Source organism: Hydrogenophaga defluvii (assembly GCF_042665235.1).
Taxonomy (GTDB): domain Bacteria; phylum Pseudomonadota; class Gammaproteobacteria; order Burkholderiales; family Burkholderiaceae_C; genus Hydrogenophaga; species Hydrogenophaga defluvii_A.
The window spans coordinates 90,989-110,363 of the sequence record NZ_JBHTBZ010000020.1; the positions used below are offsets into that span (position 1 = coordinate 90,989).

The 19,375-nt window shown below is 64.3% G+C and carries 18 protein-coding genes; 1 reads left to right on the forward strand and 17 read right to left on the reverse strand.

The genetic code is table 11. The features are described 5' to 3' along the window. Positions 1-14: 14 nt before the first annotated feature. The gene (carB, locus tag ACFQU0_RS09760) at positions 15-3,290 is read right to left on the reverse strand and encodes a carbamoyl-phosphate synthase large subunit (RefSeq protein ID WP_382200223.1); all 3,276 of its coding nucleotides are present in this window, start codon (positions 3,288-3,290) and stop codon (positions 15-17) included. Next, positions 3,283-4,443, reverse strand: coding sequence for a glutamine-hydrolyzing carbamoyl-phosphate synthase small subunit (carA, locus tag ACFQU0_RS09765; protein ID WP_382200225.1), 1,161 nt, complete (start codon positions 4,441-4,443; stop codon positions 3,283-3,285). The genes carB and carA overlap by 8 nt, the downstream gene beginning before the upstream one ends. A gap of 330 nt (positions 4,444-4,773) precedes the next feature. Between carA and ACFQU0_RS09770 the strand changes: the two genes are divergently transcribed. Next, positions 4,774-5,454 (forward strand): hypothetical protein, encoded by a 681-nt coding sequence (locus ACFQU0_RS09770; RefSeq protein ID WP_382200227.1) that lies wholly within the window; start codon positions 4,774-4,776, stop codon positions 5,452-5,454. Between the two features lie 7 nt (positions 5,455-5,461). Here the strand turns inward: ACFQU0_RS09770 and ACFQU0_RS09775 are convergent, their stop codons facing one another. The 15 genes from ACFQU0_RS09775 to pyrH form a co-directional block, all read right to left on the reverse strand. Further along, positions 5,462-6,034, reverse strand: a complete 573-nt coding sequence (locus tag ACFQU0_RS09775) for an Lcl C-terminal domain-containing protein (protein ID WP_382200229.1) — start codon at positions 6,032-6,034, stop codon at positions 5,462-5,464. Continuing rightward, the gene (locus ACFQU0_RS09780) at positions 6,031-6,798 is read right to left on the reverse strand and encodes a TrmH family RNA methyltransferase (protein WP_382200231.1); all 768 of its coding nucleotides are present in this window, start codon (positions 6,796-6,798) and stop codon (positions 6,031-6,033) included. Before ACFQU0_RS09780 ends, ACFQU0_RS09775 begins: the two co-directional genes overlap by 4 nt. Next, positions 6,795-7,421, reverse strand: coding sequence for a ribonuclease HII (gene rnhB / locus ACFQU0_RS09785; RefSeq protein WP_382200233.1), 627 nt, complete (start codon positions 7,419-7,421; stop codon positions 6,795-6,797). The genes ACFQU0_RS09780 and rnhB overlap by 4 nt, the downstream gene beginning before the upstream one ends. Further along, positions 7,393-8,511 (reverse strand): lipid-A-disaccharide synthase, encoded by a 1,119-nt coding sequence (gene lpxB, locus ACFQU0_RS09790; RefSeq protein WP_382200441.1) that lies wholly within the window; start codon positions 8,509-8,511, stop codon positions 7,393-7,395. Before lpxB ends, rnhB begins: the two co-directional genes overlap by 29 nt. Positions 8,512-8,618: 107 nt before the next feature. After that, entirely contained in the window at positions 8,619-9,425 is an 807-nt protein-coding gene (gene lpxA / locus ACFQU0_RS09795) for an acyl-ACP--UDP-N-acetylglucosamine O-acyltransferase (RefSeq protein WP_382200235.1), read from the reverse strand. Positions 9,426-9,435: 10 nt separating this feature from the next. Beyond that, positions 9,436-9,876 (reverse strand): 3-hydroxyacyl-ACP dehydratase FabZ, encoded by a 441-nt coding sequence (gene fabZ, locus ACFQU0_RS09800; protein ID WP_382200237.1) that lies wholly within the window; start codon positions 9,874-9,876, stop codon positions 9,436-9,438. Further along, positions 9,873-10,853: a UDP-3-O-(3-hydroxymyristoyl)glucosamine N-acyltransferase gene (locus ACFQU0_RS09805; RefSeq protein ID WP_382200239.1), complete on the reverse strand. Its 981-nt coding sequence runs from the start codon at positions 10,851-10,853 to the stop codon at positions 9,873-9,875. Before ACFQU0_RS09805 ends, fabZ begins: the two co-directional genes overlap by 4 nt. 7 nt (positions 10,854-10,860) lie before the next feature. Then, the gene (locus ACFQU0_RS09810) at positions 10,861-11,379 is read right to left on the reverse strand and encodes an OmpH/Skp family outer membrane protein (protein ID WP_382200241.1); all 519 of its coding nucleotides are present in this window, start codon (positions 11,377-11,379) and stop codon (positions 10,861-10,863) included. Then, entirely contained in the window at positions 11,379-13,694 is a 2,316-nt protein-coding gene (gene bamA / locus ACFQU0_RS09815; RefSeq protein ID WP_382200243.1) for an outer membrane protein assembly factor BamA, read from the reverse strand. Before bamA ends, ACFQU0_RS09810 begins: the two co-directional genes overlap by 1 nt. A gap of 13 nt (positions 13,695-13,707) precedes the next feature. Then, positions 13,708-15,087: an RIP metalloprotease RseP gene (gene rseP, locus ACFQU0_RS09820; RefSeq protein ID WP_382200245.1), complete on the reverse strand. Its 1,380-nt coding sequence runs from the start codon at positions 15,085-15,087 to the stop codon at positions 13,708-13,710. A gap of 18 nt (positions 15,088-15,105) precedes the next feature. Further along, a complete protein-coding gene (ispC, locus tag ACFQU0_RS09825) occupies positions 15,106-16,284 on the reverse strand; it encodes a 1-deoxy-D-xylulose-5-phosphate reductoisomerase (RefSeq protein ID WP_382200247.1) in 1,179 nt (392 codons plus the stop codon). Then, positions 16,281-17,135, reverse strand: a complete 855-nt coding sequence (locus ACFQU0_RS09830) for a phosphatidate cytidylyltransferase (protein ID WP_382200249.1) — start codon at positions 17,133-17,135, stop codon at positions 16,281-16,283. Before ACFQU0_RS09830 ends, ispC begins: the two co-directional genes overlap by 4 nt. A gap of 26 nt (positions 17,136-17,161) precedes the next feature. Then, positions 17,162-17,878, reverse strand: a complete 717-nt coding sequence (gene uppS / locus ACFQU0_RS09835; RefSeq protein ID WP_382200250.1) for a polyprenyl diphosphate synthase — start codon at positions 17,876-17,878, stop codon at positions 17,162-17,164. 99 nt (positions 17,879-17,977) lie between these two features. Further along, positions 17,978-18,538 carry a ribosome recycling factor gene (gene frr, locus ACFQU0_RS09840; protein ID WP_382200252.1) on the reverse strand — a complete coding sequence of 187 codons (561 nt, stop codon included), beginning with the start codon at positions 18,536-18,538 and terminating at the stop codon, positions 17,978-17,980. A gap of 39 nt (positions 18,539-18,577) precedes the next feature. Beyond that, complete coding sequence (gene pyrH / locus ACFQU0_RS09845; RefSeq protein ID WP_382200254.1) at positions 18,578-19,288, reverse strand: UMP kinase; 711 nt, start codon at positions 19,286-19,288, stop codon at positions 18,578-18,580. Positions 19,289-19,375 lie beyond the last annotated feature (87 nt).

Genomic DNA, 19,375 nt, shown 5'->3' on the forward strand with positions numbered 1-19,375 from the left:
TGTTCGGCGAGAGTTTAATGCAACTGGGCGTGCAACTCCTGCACCGAATACACCTCCAGTTGGCCCAGGTGTTTCATCCCCTCCACGGCCGCTTCGGCGCCAAAAATGGTGGTGATGGTAGTGACACGGGCCAGCAACGAAGACGTGCGGATGGCACGCGAGTCGGCGATGGCGTTGCGGCGCTCTTCCACCGTGTTGATGACCAGAACGATGTCACCGTTCTTGATCATGTCCACGATGTGCGGGCGCCCTTCGGTCACCTTGTTGACCGTGCCACAGGCCACACCGGCCGCATTGATGGCCGCCGCCGTGCCCTTGGTGGCCACCAACTCGAAGCCCATGCCCACGAGATCGCGGGCGATGGCCACGGCGCGCGGCTTGTCGCCGTTCTTGACGGTCAGGAACACCTTGCCGGTGGGCGTGCCATCGGCCTTGAATGGGCGCGGCAGGTGGGTACCGGCACCGAGCTGGCTCTTGACGAAGGCTTCGCCAAAGGTCTTGCCCACGCCCATCACCTCGCCGGTGGACTTCATCTCGGGGCCCAGGATGGTGTCCACGCCCGGGAACTTGACGAAGGGGAACACGGCTTCCTTGACGCTGAAGTAGGGCGGAGTCACCTCTTCGGTGATGCCTTGCGAGGCCAGCGTCTGGCCGGCCATGCAACGCGCCGCCACCTTCGCCAGCTGAATGCCCGTGGCCTTGGAGACGAAGGGCACGGTGCGCGAGGCACGCGGATTCACTTCAAGCACGTAGATCACGTCCTTGCCATCAACCTGCTGGATGGCGAACTGCACGTTCATCAGGCCCACCACGTTGAGCGATGCCGCCATGGCCGCGCTCTGGCGCTTGATCTCGTTGACCGTTTCGGCGCTCAGGCTGTAGGGCGGCAGCGAGCAGGCGGAGTCGCCGCTGTGCACGCCGGCCTGTTCGATGTGCTCCATCACGCCACCGATGAAGGTCTTGCCCTCTGGGTCACGCAAGCAGTCCACGTCACACTCGATGGCGTCGTTCAGGAAGCGGTCCAGCAGCACCGGCGAATCGTTGCTCACCTTCACGGCCTCGCGCATGTAGCGCTCCAGGTCGCGCTGCTCGTGCACGATTTCCATGGCGCGGCCACCCAGCACGTAGCTCGGGCGCACCACCAGCGGGTAGCCCAGGGAACTGGCCTTTTCCAGTGCCTCGGCTTCGGTGCGAGCAGTGGCGTTGGGCGGCTGCTTGAGGTTCAGTTCGCGCAGCAGGGCCGAGAAACGTTCGCGGTCTTCGGCGGCGTCGATCATGTCGGGGCTGGTGCCGATGATGGGCACACCATTGGCCTCCAGACCCAGGGCCAGCTTCAAGGGCGTCTGGCCGCCGTATTGCACGATCACGCCGGCCGGCTTTTCCTTGTCCACGATCTCCAGCACGTCTTCCAGCGTCAGCGGCTCGAAGTACAGGCGGTCGGAGGTGTCGTAGTCGGTCGACACGGTCTCGGGGTTGCAGTTGACCATGATGGTCTCATAGCCGTCTTCGCGCATGGCGAGTGCGGCGTGCACGCAGCAGTAGTCGAACTCGATGCCTTGCCCGATGCGGTTGGGGCCACCGCCCAGCACCATGATCTTTTTGTTGGTGGTCGGCTCGGCCTCGCACTCGCTGAACTCGGCTTCGTAGCTGGAGTACAGGTAGGCGGTGTTGGTGGCAAATTCGGCCGCGCAGGTGTCCACGCGCTTGTAGACCGGACGCACGTTCAAGGCCTTGCGGGCGTTGCGCACGGCGGTGTCGGTGGTCTTGAGCAGCTTGGCCAACCGGCGGTCGGAGAAACCTTTTTGTTTCAGCGTGCGCAGCGTGCCAGCGTCCAGCGAGGCCAGAGCGCCCTCGCCTTTTTCAGCGGTCAGCTTGTCCAGCGCGAGTTCGATCTTCACGATCTCTTCGATCTGCACCAGGAACCACTTGTCGATCTTGGTGATGTCGTGCACTTCGTCGAGCGACCAGCCGGCGGCAAAGGCGTCGCCCACGTACCAGATGCGGTCGGGGCCGGGCTCGCCGAGTTCGCGTTCCAGGATCTCGCGGTCCTGGGTCTTTTCATTCATGCCGTCCACGCCGACTTCCAGGCCACGCAGGGCTTTCTGGAAGCTTTCCTGGAAGGTGCGGCCCATGGCCATGACCTCACCCACCGACTTCATCTGCGTCGTCAGGCGGCTGTCGGCAGCGGGGAATTTTTCGAAGGCAAAACGCGGGATCTTGGTCACCACGTAGTCGATGCTGGGCTCGAAGGACGCGGGGGTCGCACCCCCCGTGATCTCGTTGCGCAGTTCATCGAGCGTGTAGCCCACGGCCAGCTTGGCCGCCACCTTGGCGATGGGAAAACCCGTGGCCTTGGAGGCCAGTGCGCTGGAGCGCGACACACGCGGGTTCATCTCGATGACGATCATGCGACCGTCCTTGGGATTGACCGAGAACTGCACGTTGGAGCCACCGGTGTCCACACCAATTTCACGCAGCACCGCCAGCGAGGCGTTGCGCATGATCTGGTATTCCTTGTCGGTCAGCGTCTGTGCCGGTGCCACGGTGATCGAATCGCCCGTGTGCACGCCCATGGGGTCGAGGTTTTCGATGGAGCAGACGATGATGCAGTTGTCCGCCTTGTCGCGCACCACTTCCATCTCGTACTCTTTCCAGCCCAGCAACGATTCCTCGATCAGCAGCTCGGTGGTGGGCGAAGCTTCCAGGCCACGCTTGCAGATGATTTCGAATTCCTCTGGGTTATAGGCGATGCCACCACCCGTCCCGCCCAACGTGAAGCTGGGGCGGATGACGGTGGGGAAACCCACACTCTTCTGCACAGCCCAAGCCTCTTCCATGCTGTGGGCAATGCCCGAGCGTGCCGAGCCCAGACCAATCTTGGTCATCGCGTCCTTGAACTTCAGGCGGTCCTCGGCCTTGTCGATGGCCTCGGGGGTGGCGCCGATCAGCTCGACCTTGTACTTGTCGAGCACGCCGTTGTGCCACAGGTCGAGCGCGCAGTTCAGCGCGGTCTGGCCGCCCATGGTGGGCAGGATGGCATCAGGGCGCTCTTTGGCAATGATCTTCTCGACCGTCTGCCAGGTGATGGGCTCGATGTAGGTGACGTCGGCCGTGGCCGGGTCGGTCATGATCGTGGCAGGGTTGCTGTTGATCAGGATGACCTTGTAACCCTCTTCGCGCAGCGCCTTGCAAGCCTGCACGCCTGAATAGTCGAACTCGCAGGCCTGACCGATGATGATGGGGCCGGCGCCGATGATGAGGATGCTTTTGAGATCGGAACGCTTAGGCATTTTTGTGCTGCTCCATCAGTGCCGTGAAGCGGTCAAACAGGTACGAGATGTCGTGCGGGCCAGGCGAGGCTTCCGGGTGACCCTGGAAACCAAACGCGGGCTTGTCGGTGCGGGTCATGCCCTGCAGCGTGTTGTCAAACAGGCTGATGTGGGTGGCGCGCAGGTTGGCTGGCAAAGCGGCCATGTCCACCGCAAAACCGTGGTTCTGGCTGGTGATGCTCACGCGGCCGGTGTCGAGGTCCTTCACCGGGTGGTTGGCTCCGTGGTGACCCACCCGCATCTTGAAGGTCTTGGCGCCCGAGGCGAGGGCCATGATCTGGTGCCCCAGGCAAATGCCGAAGGTGGGGATGCCGGTGTCGATCAAGGTCTTGGCGGCTTCGATGGCGTAGTCGCACGGCTCTGGGTCGCCAGGGCCGTTGGACAGGAAAATGCCATCCGGCTTCAAGGCCAGCACCTCGGCCGCAGGCGTTTGCGCCGGCACCACGGTGACCTTGCAGCCGCGCTCGGCCAGCATGCGCAGGATGTTCTTCTTCACACCGAAGTCGTAAGCCACCACATGGAAACGCGGTGCGGTCAATTCGCCGTAGCCCGAACCGAGTTTCCACTCGTTCTGAGTCCAGCTGTAGGTCTTGTCGGAAGACACCACCTTGGCCAGGTCCAACCCGGCCATGCTGGGCGCACCCTGGGCGGCAGCGACCGCTTTGTCGATGACGGCCTGCGTGACGGCCTCGCCAGCGGCCAGCGCCAGAATGCAGCCGTTTTGTGCACCCTTGGTGCGCAGCAGGCGCGTCAGCTTGCGCGTGTCGATGTCGGCAATCGCCACCGTGTTTTCACGCACCAGGTAGTCCGACAGCGTCATGGACGAGCGGAAGTTGGACGCCAGCAGCGGCAGGTTTTTGATGATCAGGCCAGCGGCGTGGACCTTGTCGGCTTCGATGTCTTCCAGGTTGACGCCGTAGTTGCCGATGTGCGGGTACGTGAGCGTCACGATCTGCCGGCAGTAACTGGGGTCGGTGAGGATTTCCTGGTAGCCGGTGAGCGCGGTGTTGAACACCACCTCGCCGACCGTGGAGCCGGTGGCTCCGATCGAGTGACCAACAAAGACCGTGCCGTCTGCAAGCGCGAGGATAGCGGGGGGCAGTACGGGAAACACGGGTAACTCCTTGGGAGGCGCACCCGGTTTTTAAGCCGCTCACAGCCAGACGCGGACCGGCTGAACAGCCAGCGGCAATGGTGGAGTGAGGACGTTGCGAAGGGGACTCGCTGCGGGCGCGCGCAGGTTGCGGGTAAACCTTCGAATTATACGCCGGCAAAGGGTTTCCCCTCTGACATCCCCTGATTCGTGCGCCAAAAAAGTGCGGCCATCCACCCCATTGCGCATTGATCCAGATCAGCACGGGCGCCCAGCCGCAGGCCTACAGTGAATTGTCAAAAGGCGGTTAGCCACTGGATTTCAATCCCTTCCCACCACCCAGGAGTGACCATGACACAAACCACCAGCGCCGGATCCATCGGCACCCCAGGACTTGGCCGCCGCGCACTCCTTTGTCTGACCCTCGGCACCGGCCTGCTGGCCGCATGCAGCACCACCCCTCCGGTGGCCAACGGCATGGGGTCCAACCCTGACGGGACCGTGACCACCTTTCATCGGAAAAGCTCGGGCAGCCTGGGCGTGTTTGATGGCCCCGTGGTGTGGAGCCAGAAAACCATGCAATGGAATGGCAAAACCGTGGTGGCCGTCTCGGCGCCACAGGCGGGCACCACCCTGCACGACCCAGAAACACATGCCGTGTTGGCCGTGCTGGGCGGCGACGGCAAACCCGCCCAAACCTTTGAGCCAGCCGTGGCATTGCCTTGGCCGCTTGAAGTGGGCAAAACGGCAAGCACCCGGCACAAGGTCACGGTGCACGCCAACAACCGCACGATGGACCTGACCGTCCAGTGGAAGGTCGAATCCTGGGGCGATGTAACCGTGCCCGCCGGCACCTTCAAGGCCTACCAGGTCGTGAGCACCAACCAACTGGGTGAAACAGAAATCCGCTGGGTCAGCCCAAGCAACAACCTGAGCTTGGTCAAACGCCACGTGGAGCGGACCGCTGCTCACCCTCAGGGCGCCGGCGTGCTGGATGCCGAGCTGCTCTCGGTGAAGCTGCCGGGCCGCTGAGTCCTGTTCAGAAGGCAGGGCGCACGAGGCGAAGGGGCAAGGTGGAGCGTTTGCTCACATCGCCCTTGGCCTCGCCGGTGACCAGGTTCACCGCCCAGCCGTGCAGGTAGGCCATGCGGTCGGCGTTGTCGTTGTTGCGACCTTTTTGGATGTTGTCGTAGCTGTACTGGTTCACCTGGCCGCCCGCGCGGATGTTGGCGGTGCCTGACCAATGCCATTCACGCGGTGCCGCAGGAAACAGCACGGGGTCCAGCCCCTGCTGCGCTGGACGGGGATCGACCAGGCGCTTGAGTTCGGTCGTGTGGGGCAGCCGCCAGCGTATGCCCTCGGCCTTCCAGCGCGCCAGTGCGTGGGCCGAGGCCTGCGCGTGGTCGAACAACTGCGGCTGACCAGTGCAGGTTTTGCCGTCCCACACCATGCCCTCCACACAGCGAGGCCAGGCCAGCTTGGCCTTGAGGTCAATCACGTAGTCACCGTCTTCCGACAGCACAAAACGCGGCGCCTCCGCCTGCGCCCCCAAACCGATAGGGAGCACGGCGGCGAGCACCGCAAATGCAGCGGTGGCAAGGTGGGTGGTCATGGCTGGGCAATGCTCGCGTAAAGGCAAATGGCGGCCGCAGCGGCCACGTTGAGCGATTCTTCGCCCCCGGGCTGCGGTATGCGCACCGCCATGGCCGCGCGTGCCGCCAGTGCTGGGGAGACGCCCTGCCCTTCGTGCCCCATCACCCAGGCACAGGGCATGGGCACCGCGCTGCGGTGGATGTCTTCACCCAGGTGCGAGCTGGTCACCACCAACGGCACGGCCAGTTGGTTCAGCAGGGCTTCGTCGGCCGACTCGATGAGACGCAAACCAAAATGTGCGCCCATCCCTGCACGCAACACCTTGGGCGACCACAAAGCGGCCGACCCCTTGATGGCAATGAGCTGCTTGAAACCAAAAGCGCCGGCGCTGCGCAAAATGGAACCCACGTTGCCCGCGTCCTGCACGCGGTCCAGCACCACGGTGGGCACGTGCGGCAACAGCGCCGGAGCGGCGGGCAGGTCCAGCACAAAACCCATGGCGGCCGGCGATTCGAGCGCGCTGATGTCGGTGAACAAGGCGTCGGCCAGCACCACATTGCGTGTGGCGGCGGTACGCCATTCGGCCGCGGCTGCGGGCCACAGGCTTTCGCTGAACACCGCCAAGGCCGGCTTGACGCCACGGGCGAGCGCCGCACGGCACAGGTGGTCACCCTCCAGCCACACACGCCCGAGCCGGCGGTAGGCGGCGTTGTCCCCGGCCAGGCGTTTGAGTTCCTTGACCAGGGCGTTGTCGCGCGACGAAATGTGGACGGCTTCAGTCATGCATGCATCTTCAGGGATTCGGCCACCGGTGCAAAGCTGCGGCGATGTTGGGGACATGGCCCATACAAACGCAAAGCGGACAGGTGCTCGGCCGTGCCGTAACCTTTGTGGCCATCGAAGCCATACGCCGGAAACTCAGCGTGGTACTGCGCGCACCAGCGGTCGCGCGTGACCTTGGCCAGAATGGACGCCGCCGAGATGGCCGCCACTTTGCTGTCGCCTTTGACGATGGCCTCGGCCAGCATGGGCAGCGGCGGCAGGCGGTTGCCATCGACCAGCACCTTGGCAGGTTTGAGGCGCAGGCCTTCCACGGCACGCCGCATGGCCAGCAGGGTGGCCTGCAGGATGTTGAGGCGGTCGATCTCTTCGACCGAGGCCTCGGCCACCGAGCAGCACAAGGCCTTGGCGCGGATTTCGTCGTACAGGCGTTCGCGCTTGGTCGGGCTCAGCTTCTTGGAATCGGCCAGGCCAGCGATGGGGTGCAGGTCGTCCAAGATGACGGCCGCCGCCACCACCGGGCCGGCCAAAGGGCCGCGCCCGGCCTCGTCCACCCCGGCGATCAGCCCGGGCACGTCCCACAGCAAGGGGGCCTGTTCAGCTTTCAAGAAGGTGCGCGATCGCATCGGTGGCCAGTTGGGCGGTGTCGCGCCGCAGCTCGTGGTGCAGCGCGGTGAAACGTTGTTGGAGAACGCCGATTTTCTCAGGGGCATCCAACCAGTCCAGCACGTCGCGCGCCAGTCGGTCGGGCCGGGCGTCGTCCTGCAGGCGCTCGGGCACCACAAATTCGCCACTGAGGATGTTGGGCAGGCCCACCCAGGGCTGCAGGCGTTTGCGCTGTGTGATTTGCCACGACAACCAGGGCATGTGGTAGGCGATGACCATGGGGCGCTTGAACAGCGCAGCCTCCAGCGTGGCGGTGCCGCTGGCGATCAGGGTGGCGTCGCAAGCCGCCATCACATCGTGCGACTGGCCCTTCACCACCAACACCGCATCACGCATGCCGCAGCGGCTGACCACCTCGTCGATCTGGGCCCGCAGCGCCGGCACCGCCGGCAAAACCAACTTGAGGCCAGGCTTTTCCCGCTGCAGCAGCGCACCGGCTTTCAGGAAACGCTCACACAAATGGGTGACCTCAGCGCGGCGGCTGCCCGGCAGCAAGGCAACCACCGTGTCATCGTCGCGCAAGCCAAGGCGCGCACGCGCGGCAGCCTTGTCGGGCACCAGCGGAATCACGTTGGCGAGCGGGTGTCCGACATAGGTGGAGGCGATGCCGTGCTGCGCCAGCAAGGCTGGCTCCATGGGAAAGATGCACAGGACATGGTCCACGCTGGCGCGGATCTTGTGCACCCGCTCGGCGCGCCAGGCCCAGATGGCCGGGCAGACGAAATGCAATGTCTTGATGCCACGGGCTTTGAGCGTGGCTTCGAGGTCGAGGTTGAAATCCGGCGCGTCCACGCCCACAAACAGATCGGGCGGCGTCTTGAGCAAGCGCTGCTTGAGCTGCTCGCGTATGCCCACGATCTCGCGGTAGTGGCGCAGCACTTCCACGTAGCCGCGCACCGCCAGCTTTTCGCTGGGCCACCAGGCATCGAAGCCCTGGGCCGCCATGGCGGGGCCGCCAATGCCGGCGGAGCGCAGCTCAGGCCAGCGCGCACGGCAGCCTTGCAGCAGCAGGCCTGCCAGCAGGTCACCCGACGTCTCGCCAGCGACCAAGGCCAGACTGTAGGCCCCCGCGCTCGGCACTGGCGTGTCCTCGCTGCCCCCCAGGGGGGAGCGCTCCGCCTTGGGGCGGCCCGGCGGCGGAACGGGCGGATTCACTGTCAGCGCACGATGCCGCGCTGCGGCGTCGTGGCGGCCAGAAAATCCAGCATCAGGTTCACGTCGGCCTCAGCTTCTGGGTGGCTGGCTGTGATGTCTGCGATGCGGGCCTTGGCCTGCTCCAGCGTCAGGCCGTCGCGGTACAAGGCCTTGTGCATGGCCTTGACGGCGGCGATGCGGTCGGGCGAGAAGCCCCGGCGACGCAATCCCTCAAAGTTCATCGACCGCGCGCCTGCAGGGTGGCCCTCGCTCATCACAAAAGGCGGTTGGTCGGCCAGAAGCACCGAGCCCATACCGGTCATGCCATGCGCGCCAATGCGCACAAACTGGTGCACGCAGGTGTAGGCGCCCAGGATCACCCAGTCGCTCACCACCACGTGACCGGCGATCTGCGCGTTGTTGGCAAAGATGGTGTGGTTGCCCACCACGCAGTCGTGCGCCAGGTGGGTGTAAGCCATCATCCAGTTGTCGTGCCCCAAGCGCGTGACACCCCCGCCCTGCACCGTGCCGATGTGGTAGGTGCTGAACTCGCGGATGGTGTTGCGGTCACCGATGATGAGTTCGCAGGGCTCGCCCTTGTACTTCTTGTCCTGGTTCACCGCGCCGAGCGAGGTGAACTGGAAAATCTGGTTGCCCTGCCCAATGGTGGTGTGGCCCTCGATCACCGCATGAGGGCCAACAACCGTGCCGGCACCAATCTTCACGTGCGGGCCGATCACGCTGTAGGCGCCCACCTGCACGCTCGAATCAAGTTCGGCGGCCGGATCGACGAGGGCCGTGGGGTGGATCAGCGGCGTGGCGTCTGCCATGGCGCCCACCTCAGGCGATGGTGCGCATGGTGCACATCAGCTCGGCTTCACAAGCGATGTCGCTCCCCACGCGGGTGACGCCCTTGAACTTGAAGATGCCGGCCTTCATGCGCTCCAAGGTCACGTCCATGACGAGCTGGTCACCCGGCTCGACCGGGCGCTTGAAACGCGCGCCATCGATGCCCGCGAAGTAGTACACCGTCTTGTCGTCCGGCGTCACACCCAGCGTGTCAAAGGCCAGCAGCGCCGCCGCCTGGGCCATGGCTTCGAGCATCAGCACGCCCGGCATCACCGGGCGGTGCGGGAAGTGGCCGGTGAAAAACGGCTCGTTGATGGTGACGTTTTTCAGCGCCTGGATGCTTTTGCCCTTTTCGACGGACAACACGCGGTCGACCAGCAGGATGGGGTAACGGTGGGGCAACTGCTTGAGAATCTGGTGGATGTCCATCATGGTCGTTCGTTCTTTTCCAATGTCTTGATGCGTTCGCGCAGGCGGTGCAATTGCCTGAGCGTGGCGGCGTTCTTTTCCCAGGACACATTGTCGTCGAGCGGGAACACGCCGCTGTACTGTCCGGGCTGGTGGATGGAGCGCATGACCACCGACGCGGCAGAGATGTGCACGCCATCGGCCAGCGAGAGGTGACCCAGCACCACCGCGCCGCCGCCCACGGTGCAGCCGCGCCCAATGCGCGCGCTGCCGGCCACACCCGCACAACCGGCCATGGCCGTGTGGGCGCCGATGTGGACGTTGTGACCGATCTGCACCAGGTTGTCGAGCTTGACGCCGTCTTCAATCACGGTGTCGTCCAAGGCGCCACGGTCCACGCAGCTGTTGGCGCCGATCTCGACATCGTCGCCAATGCGCACAGCGCCCAGCTGCTCGATCTTGATCCACTGGCCATCATGGGGCGCAAAACCAAAACCATCGGCACCGATGACCACCCCAGGGTGCAAGATGCAACGCTGCCCAATGACACAGCCGCGCCCGACCGTCACATGGGCGCCGATGCGGGAGCCGAACCCGATGCGGGCGCCGGCTTCAACCACCGCAAACGGGCCGATGGACACACCAGGCGCCAACTCGGCGGACGGGTCCACCCAGGCGCTGGGGTGAACGGTCGCTGGCGGCAGGGGATCGTGGTGCACACGCCACCACTGGGTGAGGCGGGCGAAATAAAGGTAGGGGTTGTCGCTGACGATGCACGGGCCACGTGCGGCGGCCCGCTCACGCAAGGCAGGCGACACAATCAGCGCCGCAGCGTGTGTGGTTTCGATCTGAGCGGCGTAACGCACATGCGCCACAAACGCAAGCGCGTTGTGATCTGCCGATTCGAGGGGAGCGAGCCGCGCAATCAGCGTCTCGCCAGAGCCTGTGAGTTCACCTCCGAGCGCCGCGACGATGGCGTCGAGTCGGGCGCCTGGGGTCATGCTGGCGTCACTTGGCGTTGTTCAACCCGGTGATCACTTTTTCAGTGATGTCGTGTTTGGGGTTGATGTAGACGGCTTCCTGTATCACCAGATCGTACTTCTCAGCTTCCGCCACTTGCTTGATCACACGGTTGGCACGTTCGAGCACGGCTTGCAACTCTTCGTTTTTGCGCACGTTGAGATCCTCTTGGAACTCACGGCGCTTGCGCTGGAACTCGCGATCTTGCTCGACCAACTGGCGCTGACGTGTACCACGCTGCGTTTCCGACAACGTGGGCGCGTCGCGCTCAAAACGCTCGGAGGCGGTTTTGAGCTGGTTGCCGATGGCGTCAATCTCTTTTTCACGCTTGGAGAACTCTGCCTCCAGCTTGCTTTGGGCCGCCTTGGCAATCGATGCTTCGCGGAAGATCCGATCGGTGTTCACAAAACCGATGCGGAAATCCTGTGCCATGGCGGACAAGGCCAACACGCCGGCACAAACACCCACCAGGGTGCGACGAACAAAATGACGGGAGATGTGTTTCATCAAAACGCGGTACCGATCTGGAACTGAATAGACTGCATTTTATCGCCGGGTTTTTTGCGGACAGGTTTGGCGAACGCCAGGCGCAGCGGGCCAATGGGTGAAATCCAGCTCAGGCCCACGCCCACCGAGGCGCGCAGTTCACCCGCGTCGAATTTCTGCTCATCGGTGTAGACGTTGCCGATGTCAAAAAAGCCAAACAAGCGCAGAGTGCGGTCGTTGCCTGCACCGGGGAACGGCGCGAGGATTTCGGTGTTCAGCACCGCCATCTTGGAGCCGCCGATGTAGACCGTGCGGGAGGCGTCATCCACCAACGTGGAGCGCCCGCCCAGGGTGCCCTGGTCAAAACCACGCACCGAGCCCAGACCACCTCCAAAGAAGTTCTTGAACAGCGGGAAGGGACGGCCGCTCATGCCTTTGCCCCAACCCAACTCGGTGTTGAAAGCGAGCGTGTACTGCTTGTTCAGCGGGATGTACTGCTGGAACTGGTAGTTGGCTTTGACGTAGCGGGTGTCACCGCCGACGCCCACCTCGGCGTTGAAACGTTGGTAGCGGCCTTCGTTGGGCACCAGCGCGCTGTCGCGGCGGTCACGCGTCCAACCCACCGTCAAAGGGAGCGAGGAGGAACTGTCGCCAAACACCGCAGCGTACTGCTGGTAGGCCAAGGGCAGCTGGTTGCCTTCCTCAATGCGGGTGGATTCCACCCCGATGCCGAAATAGACCGTGTCGGTTTCCGTGAACGGGACCCCAAAACGCACGCTGGCGCCGGGTGTGACTAGGCTGTAGTCGCCGCCCTGCGCGTCCAGCGGGCGGGTGGTTTTGTAGTAGATGTCCAGGCTGCGCGAAATGCCGTCGGCGGTGAAGTAGGGGTCCACCGTGGTCAACACCACCTGGCGGTTGTAGCTGCTGGTGTTGACGTTCAGGCCCAGATAGTTGCCCGAGCCAAACGCGTTCTCTTGCTGAATGCCGGCCAACAGCGACAGTTTTTCCGACTGCGAGTACCCGAAGCCCAGCGAAATGTTGCCGGTGGGTTTTTCGACCAGGGTCACATTGAGGTCCACCTGGTCGGGGGCGTTGGGCACCTCCTGGGTGTCCACCCGCACCTCGGTGAAGAAGCCCAGGCGATCGATGCGATCACGCGACAGCTTGATGCGCTCGCCGTCGTACCAGGCCGACTCGAACTGCCGAAACTCGCGTCGAACAACTTCGTCACGGGTGCGCAAGTTGCCTTCGACGTTGATGCGGCGCACATAGGCGCGGCGTGAGGGGTCGGCTTGCAGCACAAAAGCCACGCGGCCGTTGTCGCGGTCAATTTGTGGCACCGCATCGACGCGGGCAAACGCGTAGCCGAATTCGCCGAAACGGTCCGTGAAAGCCTTGACCGTGTCGGCCATCAAGACGGAGTTGAATGCTTCACCAGCATCGAAGCGGATGAGTTTTTTGAACTCGTCTTCGCGCCCGAGGTAGTCGCCCTCCAACCGCACCGAGGACACCACAAAACGTTTGCCTTCGGTGATGTTGATGGTGATGGTGATGTCGTCCTTCTCGGGCGAGATGGCCACCTGGGTGGAGTCGATCCGGAACTCCAGGTAGCCGCGCGACAGGTAGTAGGAGCGCAGGGCTTCGATGTCGGCGTTGAGCTTGGCCCGCGTGTAGCGGTCGGACTTGGTGTACCAGCTGAGCCAGCCCCCGGTGTCCAGATCGAACAGGTCGCGCAGCGTGCCTTCGCTGAAGGCCTGGTTGCCGACGATGCGGATGTCTTTGATCTTGGCGACGTCGCCTTCGACCACGCTGAAATTGATGTTGACCCGGTTGCGCTCCATCGGCGTCACCGTGGCCACCACCTGCACGGCATACAGGCTCTTGTTGATGTACTGGCGCTTGAGTTCTTGCTCGGCGCGGTCGGCCAAGCTGCGGTCAAAGGGGCGGCCTTCGGCCAAACCCACATCGCGCATGGCCTTGCGCAAGGTGTCGTTGTCGAACTCGCGGATGCCACTGAACGACACATCGGCCACGGTGGGCCGTTCTTCAACAATCACCACCAGTTCGTTGCCGTTGACCTGCAGGCGCACGTCGGAGAACAGCCCCAGGCCGAACAAGGCGCGGATGGCGCTCGACCCCTTCTCGTCGTTGTAGGTTTCGCCGATGCGAAAGGGCAGCGAGCCAAACACGGTGCCCGGCTCGACACGCTGCAAGCCTTCGACCCGTATGTCACGCAGGGTGAACGGATCGACGGCCCAGGCCGGCAAGGCGGCCAGCATCGAGGAGACAAGCACGCCATGCACCAGGCCACGCAGGCCCACTTTGAGTTGTTTCATGTATTGGTCAGCATCAGCCCAGCAAGCGGGCCACATCATTGAACAAGGCGAGCACCATCAACAGCATCAGCACCGCCACACCACCGCGCTGCAAACGCTCCATCCAGGCGTCGGACAGGGCACGCCCTGACAGCCCCTCCCAAAGATAATACATCAGGTGCCCACCGTCCAAAACGGGCAGAGGGAGCAGGTTGAGCACACCCAGGCTGACGCTGATCAGCGCCATGAACGTCAGGTACGACGTGAGACCCATGCTGGCCGACTTGCCCGCGTAGTCCGCGATGGTGATGGGGCCGCTGATGTTCTTGAGCGAGGCTTCGCCGATCAACATGCGGCCCATCATCTTGAGCGTGAGCCAAGACACCTCACCCGTGCGAATCACCGCGTTCTGCAAGCCTCCAAACAGCCCCTCGCTGACCTCCACCATGGCGGGCGGTGCGCCGACAAACGCGCCCACGCGCCCCACCCACTGCCCGTTCTGTTGCTCGGGGCGCGGCGTGACCAACACCTCGACGCGCCCCCCATCGCGTTCGATCTGCCAGCGCTGGGCAACACCCTGCCCTTGTGCCGACACGCCCTGTCGGATCAGGACCCGAAGCGTCTGGGCGTCAGACACCGGCTGGTCGTCCACCGCACGCACGCGATCACCCGCACGCAACCCAGCCGCCTGGGCCGCACCATCTGGCAGCAACTCGCCCATCACCGGCGCCGACCAGGGGGACACAATACCCATCTGCTGGAACATGGCGAGGTCGGCCTCCCGGCGAGCGAGGTCGGACAATGGCAACAGCACAGCGCGTGGCGTGCCATGCTCACCCTCGGCCACCCACAGCCGCATGTCCTCACCGTCCAGCGCAGCCTGTGTGAGTTGCCACCGCAGGTCGTCGAAAGAACGGACCACCGATGGTGCTTGCTCACCCACGGCAGCCTGTGTCACCCAGTCGCCAGCACGCAAACCCGCGCGGTCAGCAAGCGAAGCGGGGGTGGGGGTGGACAACACCGGCTGGGGCGCCGACACACCTATCCAAGCAACCGCAGCGTACAAAAGCACCGCGAGGGCCAAATTGGCCAAAGGGCCTGCCGCCACAATGGCGGCCCGCGCTCGCAGGGGTTGCGTGTTGAAGGCCAAGTGGCGTTCATCCGCAGCCACTGGCGCCTCGCGCTCATCGAGCATGCGCACGTAGCCACCCAGCGGTATGGCGCACAACACGAACTCGGTGTCCTGCCCCGGACGCTGGCGCTGCGGCTTCCAGCGCAGCAAGGGCTTGCCGAAGCCGACCGAAAAACGCAGCACCTTGACGCCACAGGCCACGGCCACGCGGTAGTGCCCATATTCGTGGACGGCGATCAACAGCCCGAGGGCTACCACAAAGGACAGCACCGTGAGGATCATGGGTTCTCCGAAAAGACGTCAGGCCAACAAGCGTGTCACCGCCCGTTCAGCGGCAGTGCGGGCCTGGCTGTCCAACGCCAGCAAGTCGGCCAGGGAATGGGGTTCAGAGAAGCTCAGGGCACACAAAGTTTCCAGGTTCACCACATGAATCTGGTCGAACCGCAGCCGCCTGTCCAGAAAAGCGGCCACCGCCACCTCGTTGGCGGCGTTGAGCACGGCCGTGGTGCCGGGCGCGGCGCGCAAGCTGTCCCACGCCAGGGCCAGGCCGGGAAAGCGACGGGCATCAGGGGTTTCGAAGGTCATCGCCGCCAGGCGCCGGAAATCGAGACGTTCGGCCCCGCTTTCCATCCGTTCCGGCCACGACAGGCCGTAGGCAATGGGCACACGCATGTCGGGTGTGCCCAGCTGGGCCACCACCGACGCGTCGCGGTACTGCACCATGGAATGCACCACGCTCTGCGGATGGATCACCACCTCGATCTGCTCGGGCGCCACGTTGAACAGATAACGTGCCTCGATCACTTCGAGCGCCTTGTTCATCATGGTGGCGGAATCGACCGAAATCTTGCGCCCCATGACCCAGTTGGGGTGGGCCACCGCTTCTTCGGGCGTGACGCTGTGCAACGTGGCCGGATCGCGTGTGCGGAACGGGCCACCAGAGGCGGTCAGGATGATGCGGTCGATACGCTGGGCCCAGGTGGCCGGATCGTCCGGCAGTGACTGGAACACGGCCGAGTGTTCGCTGTCGATGGGGAGCAGCCGGGCACCGCCTTCGCGCACGGCGGTCATGAACATCTCACCCCCCACCACCAGGGCCTCCTTGTTGGCCAGCAGCAGGCGCTTGCCAGCACGTGCGGCCGCGATGCAAGGTGCCAGGCCGGCGGCACCGACAATGGCGGCCATCACCGCGTCCACGTCCTCGTGTGCCGCCACCCATTCCAGGTCCGAAGGCGTGGACAACACGCGTGTCGCCGAGCCATGGGATGACAGTCGCTGCGCCAGGTCGGCCGCGCGGGCAGCGTCCACCATCACCGCAAAACGCGGGGCAAAACGCAGGCACTGCTGCAACAGCTCGTCCACCCTTGACGCGGCGGTCAGCGCGAAGACCTCAAAACGCTCGGGATGGCGCGCCACCACATCCAGCGTGCTGGTACCAATAGAACCGGTGGAGCCCAGGATGGCCAGTCTTTGTTTCATCGCGAAAGTAAGGAATACAGCATCAAGGCCAGGGGCAACGTGGGCAGCAAGGCGTCCACCCGGTCGAGCACGCCCCCATGGCCGGGCAGCAGGCCACTGCTGTCCTTGGCGCCCATGCTGCGCTTGATCAGCGACTCCACCAGGTCGCCGACCACGCTCATGGCCGCCAAACCCAGCACCACCAGCAACAACACCGGCCAACCGGCCTGCGCCAGCAAGCTGTAGAGGCTGGGCACCGGTGCGGCGTAACGGGTATCGGCCCAGACCCAGGCTACCGCGAGGGCAACCACCCCCAGCATGCCCCCCATCACGCCTTCCCAGCTCTTGCCGGGGCTGATGGACGGCGCGAGTTTGCGGGCGACCAGCCGGGTGCCAAACGCGCGCCCGGCGAAGTAGGCAAAAATGTCGGCCACCCAGACCAGCACCAACGTGGACAGCAGGAAATTGACGCCGATCACCCGGGCCTGAGCCACCGCCAGCCAGGTGAGCCACAAGGCCAGCAAGCCGCCCACCAGGCGCACCGGCGCCGCAATCTGCGGCCAGCCGGGCACCCCCGCGCGCAGCAAGAGCGCGCCACACAACACCCAGGCCGCGCCGGCAGGTACCCACAGCGCAGCCTGCGGTTGAACATGCAAACCCAACGCCCAGCTCAACACACAGGCCGCAAATGTGACGCCGCCCAATACCAGCGACGCGCCCTGCCCAAGTCCGTTCAGCCGGCCCCACTCCCAGCCACCGGCGGCAATGAACACCAGCATCAGCGCGATGAAGGCGCGGGGATCGCCGTGGAACAACGCCGGCAACAGCACGGCCAACAGCACCAGGGCGGTGATCACGCGTTGTTTGAGCATCTGGCTGAGGTGTGTGGACTGGCCGCTCAGGCCGCCGACGTCTTGTGCACGGCTGGCGCCACCTGGGCCGAGGTCTTGCCAAAGCGACGCTCGCGCCCGGCGAAGGCGCCGATGGCCTCGTCCAGGTGGAGTGCATCAAAGTCGGGCCACAACACGTCGCTGAAATGCAGTTCGGTGTAAGCCAGTTGCCAGAGCAGGAAGTTGCTGATGCGCAACTCACCGCCGGTGCGGATCAGCAAATCGGGGTCGGGCACGTGGGCCAGCGCCAGGGCACCGGCCAAGCGCTCAGGCGTGATCGCTTCGCCACTTTGGGCCACCTGTTGGGCGGCCTGGGCGATGTCCCAGCGGCCACCGTAGTTGAAACAGATGTTCAAAACCAGCCGCCGGTTGTGCGCCGTCGCACCTTGGGCCTGCTCGAAGCCCTGGCACACCTTGTCGGACAGACCACGCCGATCGCCCACAAAATGCAGCTGCACGCCGTTGTCCTTCAGCGAAGGCACTTCCCGCGCCAGGGCACCGGCCAGCAGCTCCATCAGGCCCGAGACCTCGTCGGCCGGACGCGCCCAGTTTTCTGAGGAAAACGCGAACACCGTGAGCACGCCCACGCCCCGGTCCAGGCACAGGCGGATGCAGCGGCGCAAGGCCTCCAGCCCCTGTCGATGCCCGGCCACGCGCGGCATGAAGCGCTTGTTGGCCCAGCGACCGTTGCCATCCATGACGATGGCGATGTGGTGAGGTGTCATATACAACGAAGCCTGATCCGCCGCCGGGCCGCCCCAAGACGGATCAGCCCCCACGGGGGGCAGCGACCCGCGCAGCGGTGGAGCATGCGGGGCGACATGTCAAACCGCCAGAATGTCCTGCTCTTTGCTGGCGACCAAGTGATCGATTTCCACGATGCGCTTGTCGGTGGCCTTCTGGATGTCGGCTTCGGCTCGCTTCTGGTCATCTTCCGAGGCCAGCTTGTCCTTGACCAACTTCTTGACCGATTCGTTGGCGTCGCGGCGCAGGTTGCGCACCGCGATTTTGGCGTTTTCGCCTTCGCCGCGCACCACCTTGGTCAGCTCCTTGCGGCGCTCTTCGCTCATGGGCGGCATGGGCACACGGATCAGGTCGCCCTGGCTGGACGGGTTCAGGCCCAGGTCGGATTCGCGGATCGCTTTTTCGATCTTGGCGCCCATGCCCTTTTCCCAAGGCGCCACACCGATGGTGCGGGCGTCGATCAGGGTCAGGTTGGCCACCTGCGACAGCGGCACCATGGAGCCGTAGTAGTCCACGTGAACGGTGTCCAGCAACTGCGGGTTGGCGCGGCCGGTGCGCACGCGGGTCAAGGCGTTCTTGAACGCCTCGATGGACTGCTGCATCTTGTGGTCGGTGTTTTTCTTGATTTCGTCAATCGTCATGGCTCATCCTCTCACTTTGCTTCACGGACAGCGTGGGCCTCAGACGTGCACCAGGGTGCCCTCGTCTTCGCCCATCACCACACGGCGCAAGGCACCGTGCTTGAAAATGCTGAACACCTTGACCGGCAGCTTCTGGTCGCGGCACAAGGCAAACGCGGTCGCATCCATCACCTGCAGGTTCTTGCCCATGGCCTCATCAAAGCTGATGGAGGTGTAGCGGGTGGCCGATGGGTCTTTGTTGGGGTCGGCCGAGTACACACCGTCCACCTTGGTGGCCTTGAGCACAATTTCCGCCCCAATTTCCGCTCCACGCAGCGCAGCAGCGGTGTCGGTGGTAAAGAAGGGGTTGCCGGTGCCGGCGGCAAAAATCACCACCTTGCCCTCTTCGAGGTACTGCAGCGCCTTGGGACGCACGTAGGGCTCCACCACCTGCTCGATGGAAATGGCGGACATCACACGGGCCACCAGGCCCGCCTTGTCCATGGTGTCGGCCAGGGCCAGCGAGTTCATCACCGTGGCCAACATGCCCATGTAGTCGGCGGTGGCACGGTCCATGCCGACCGAGCCGCCAGCCACGCCACGGAAAATGTTGCCGCCGCCAATCACCACGGCGACCTGCACACCCAAACGCGTCACCTCAGCGATCTCTTCGACCATGCGAACGATGGTGGCCCGGTTGATGCCGAAGGCATCGTCGCCCATGAGGGCTTCACCCGACAATTTCAAGAGAATGCGCTTGTGTGCTGGCATGTACGACCTTTGGGTTTCAAGAAAAATTGGAATCCGGCGGTGCCCGTGGAGTGTATCGCCGCCGCCCGCTGTCGGCAGGCGCACGCC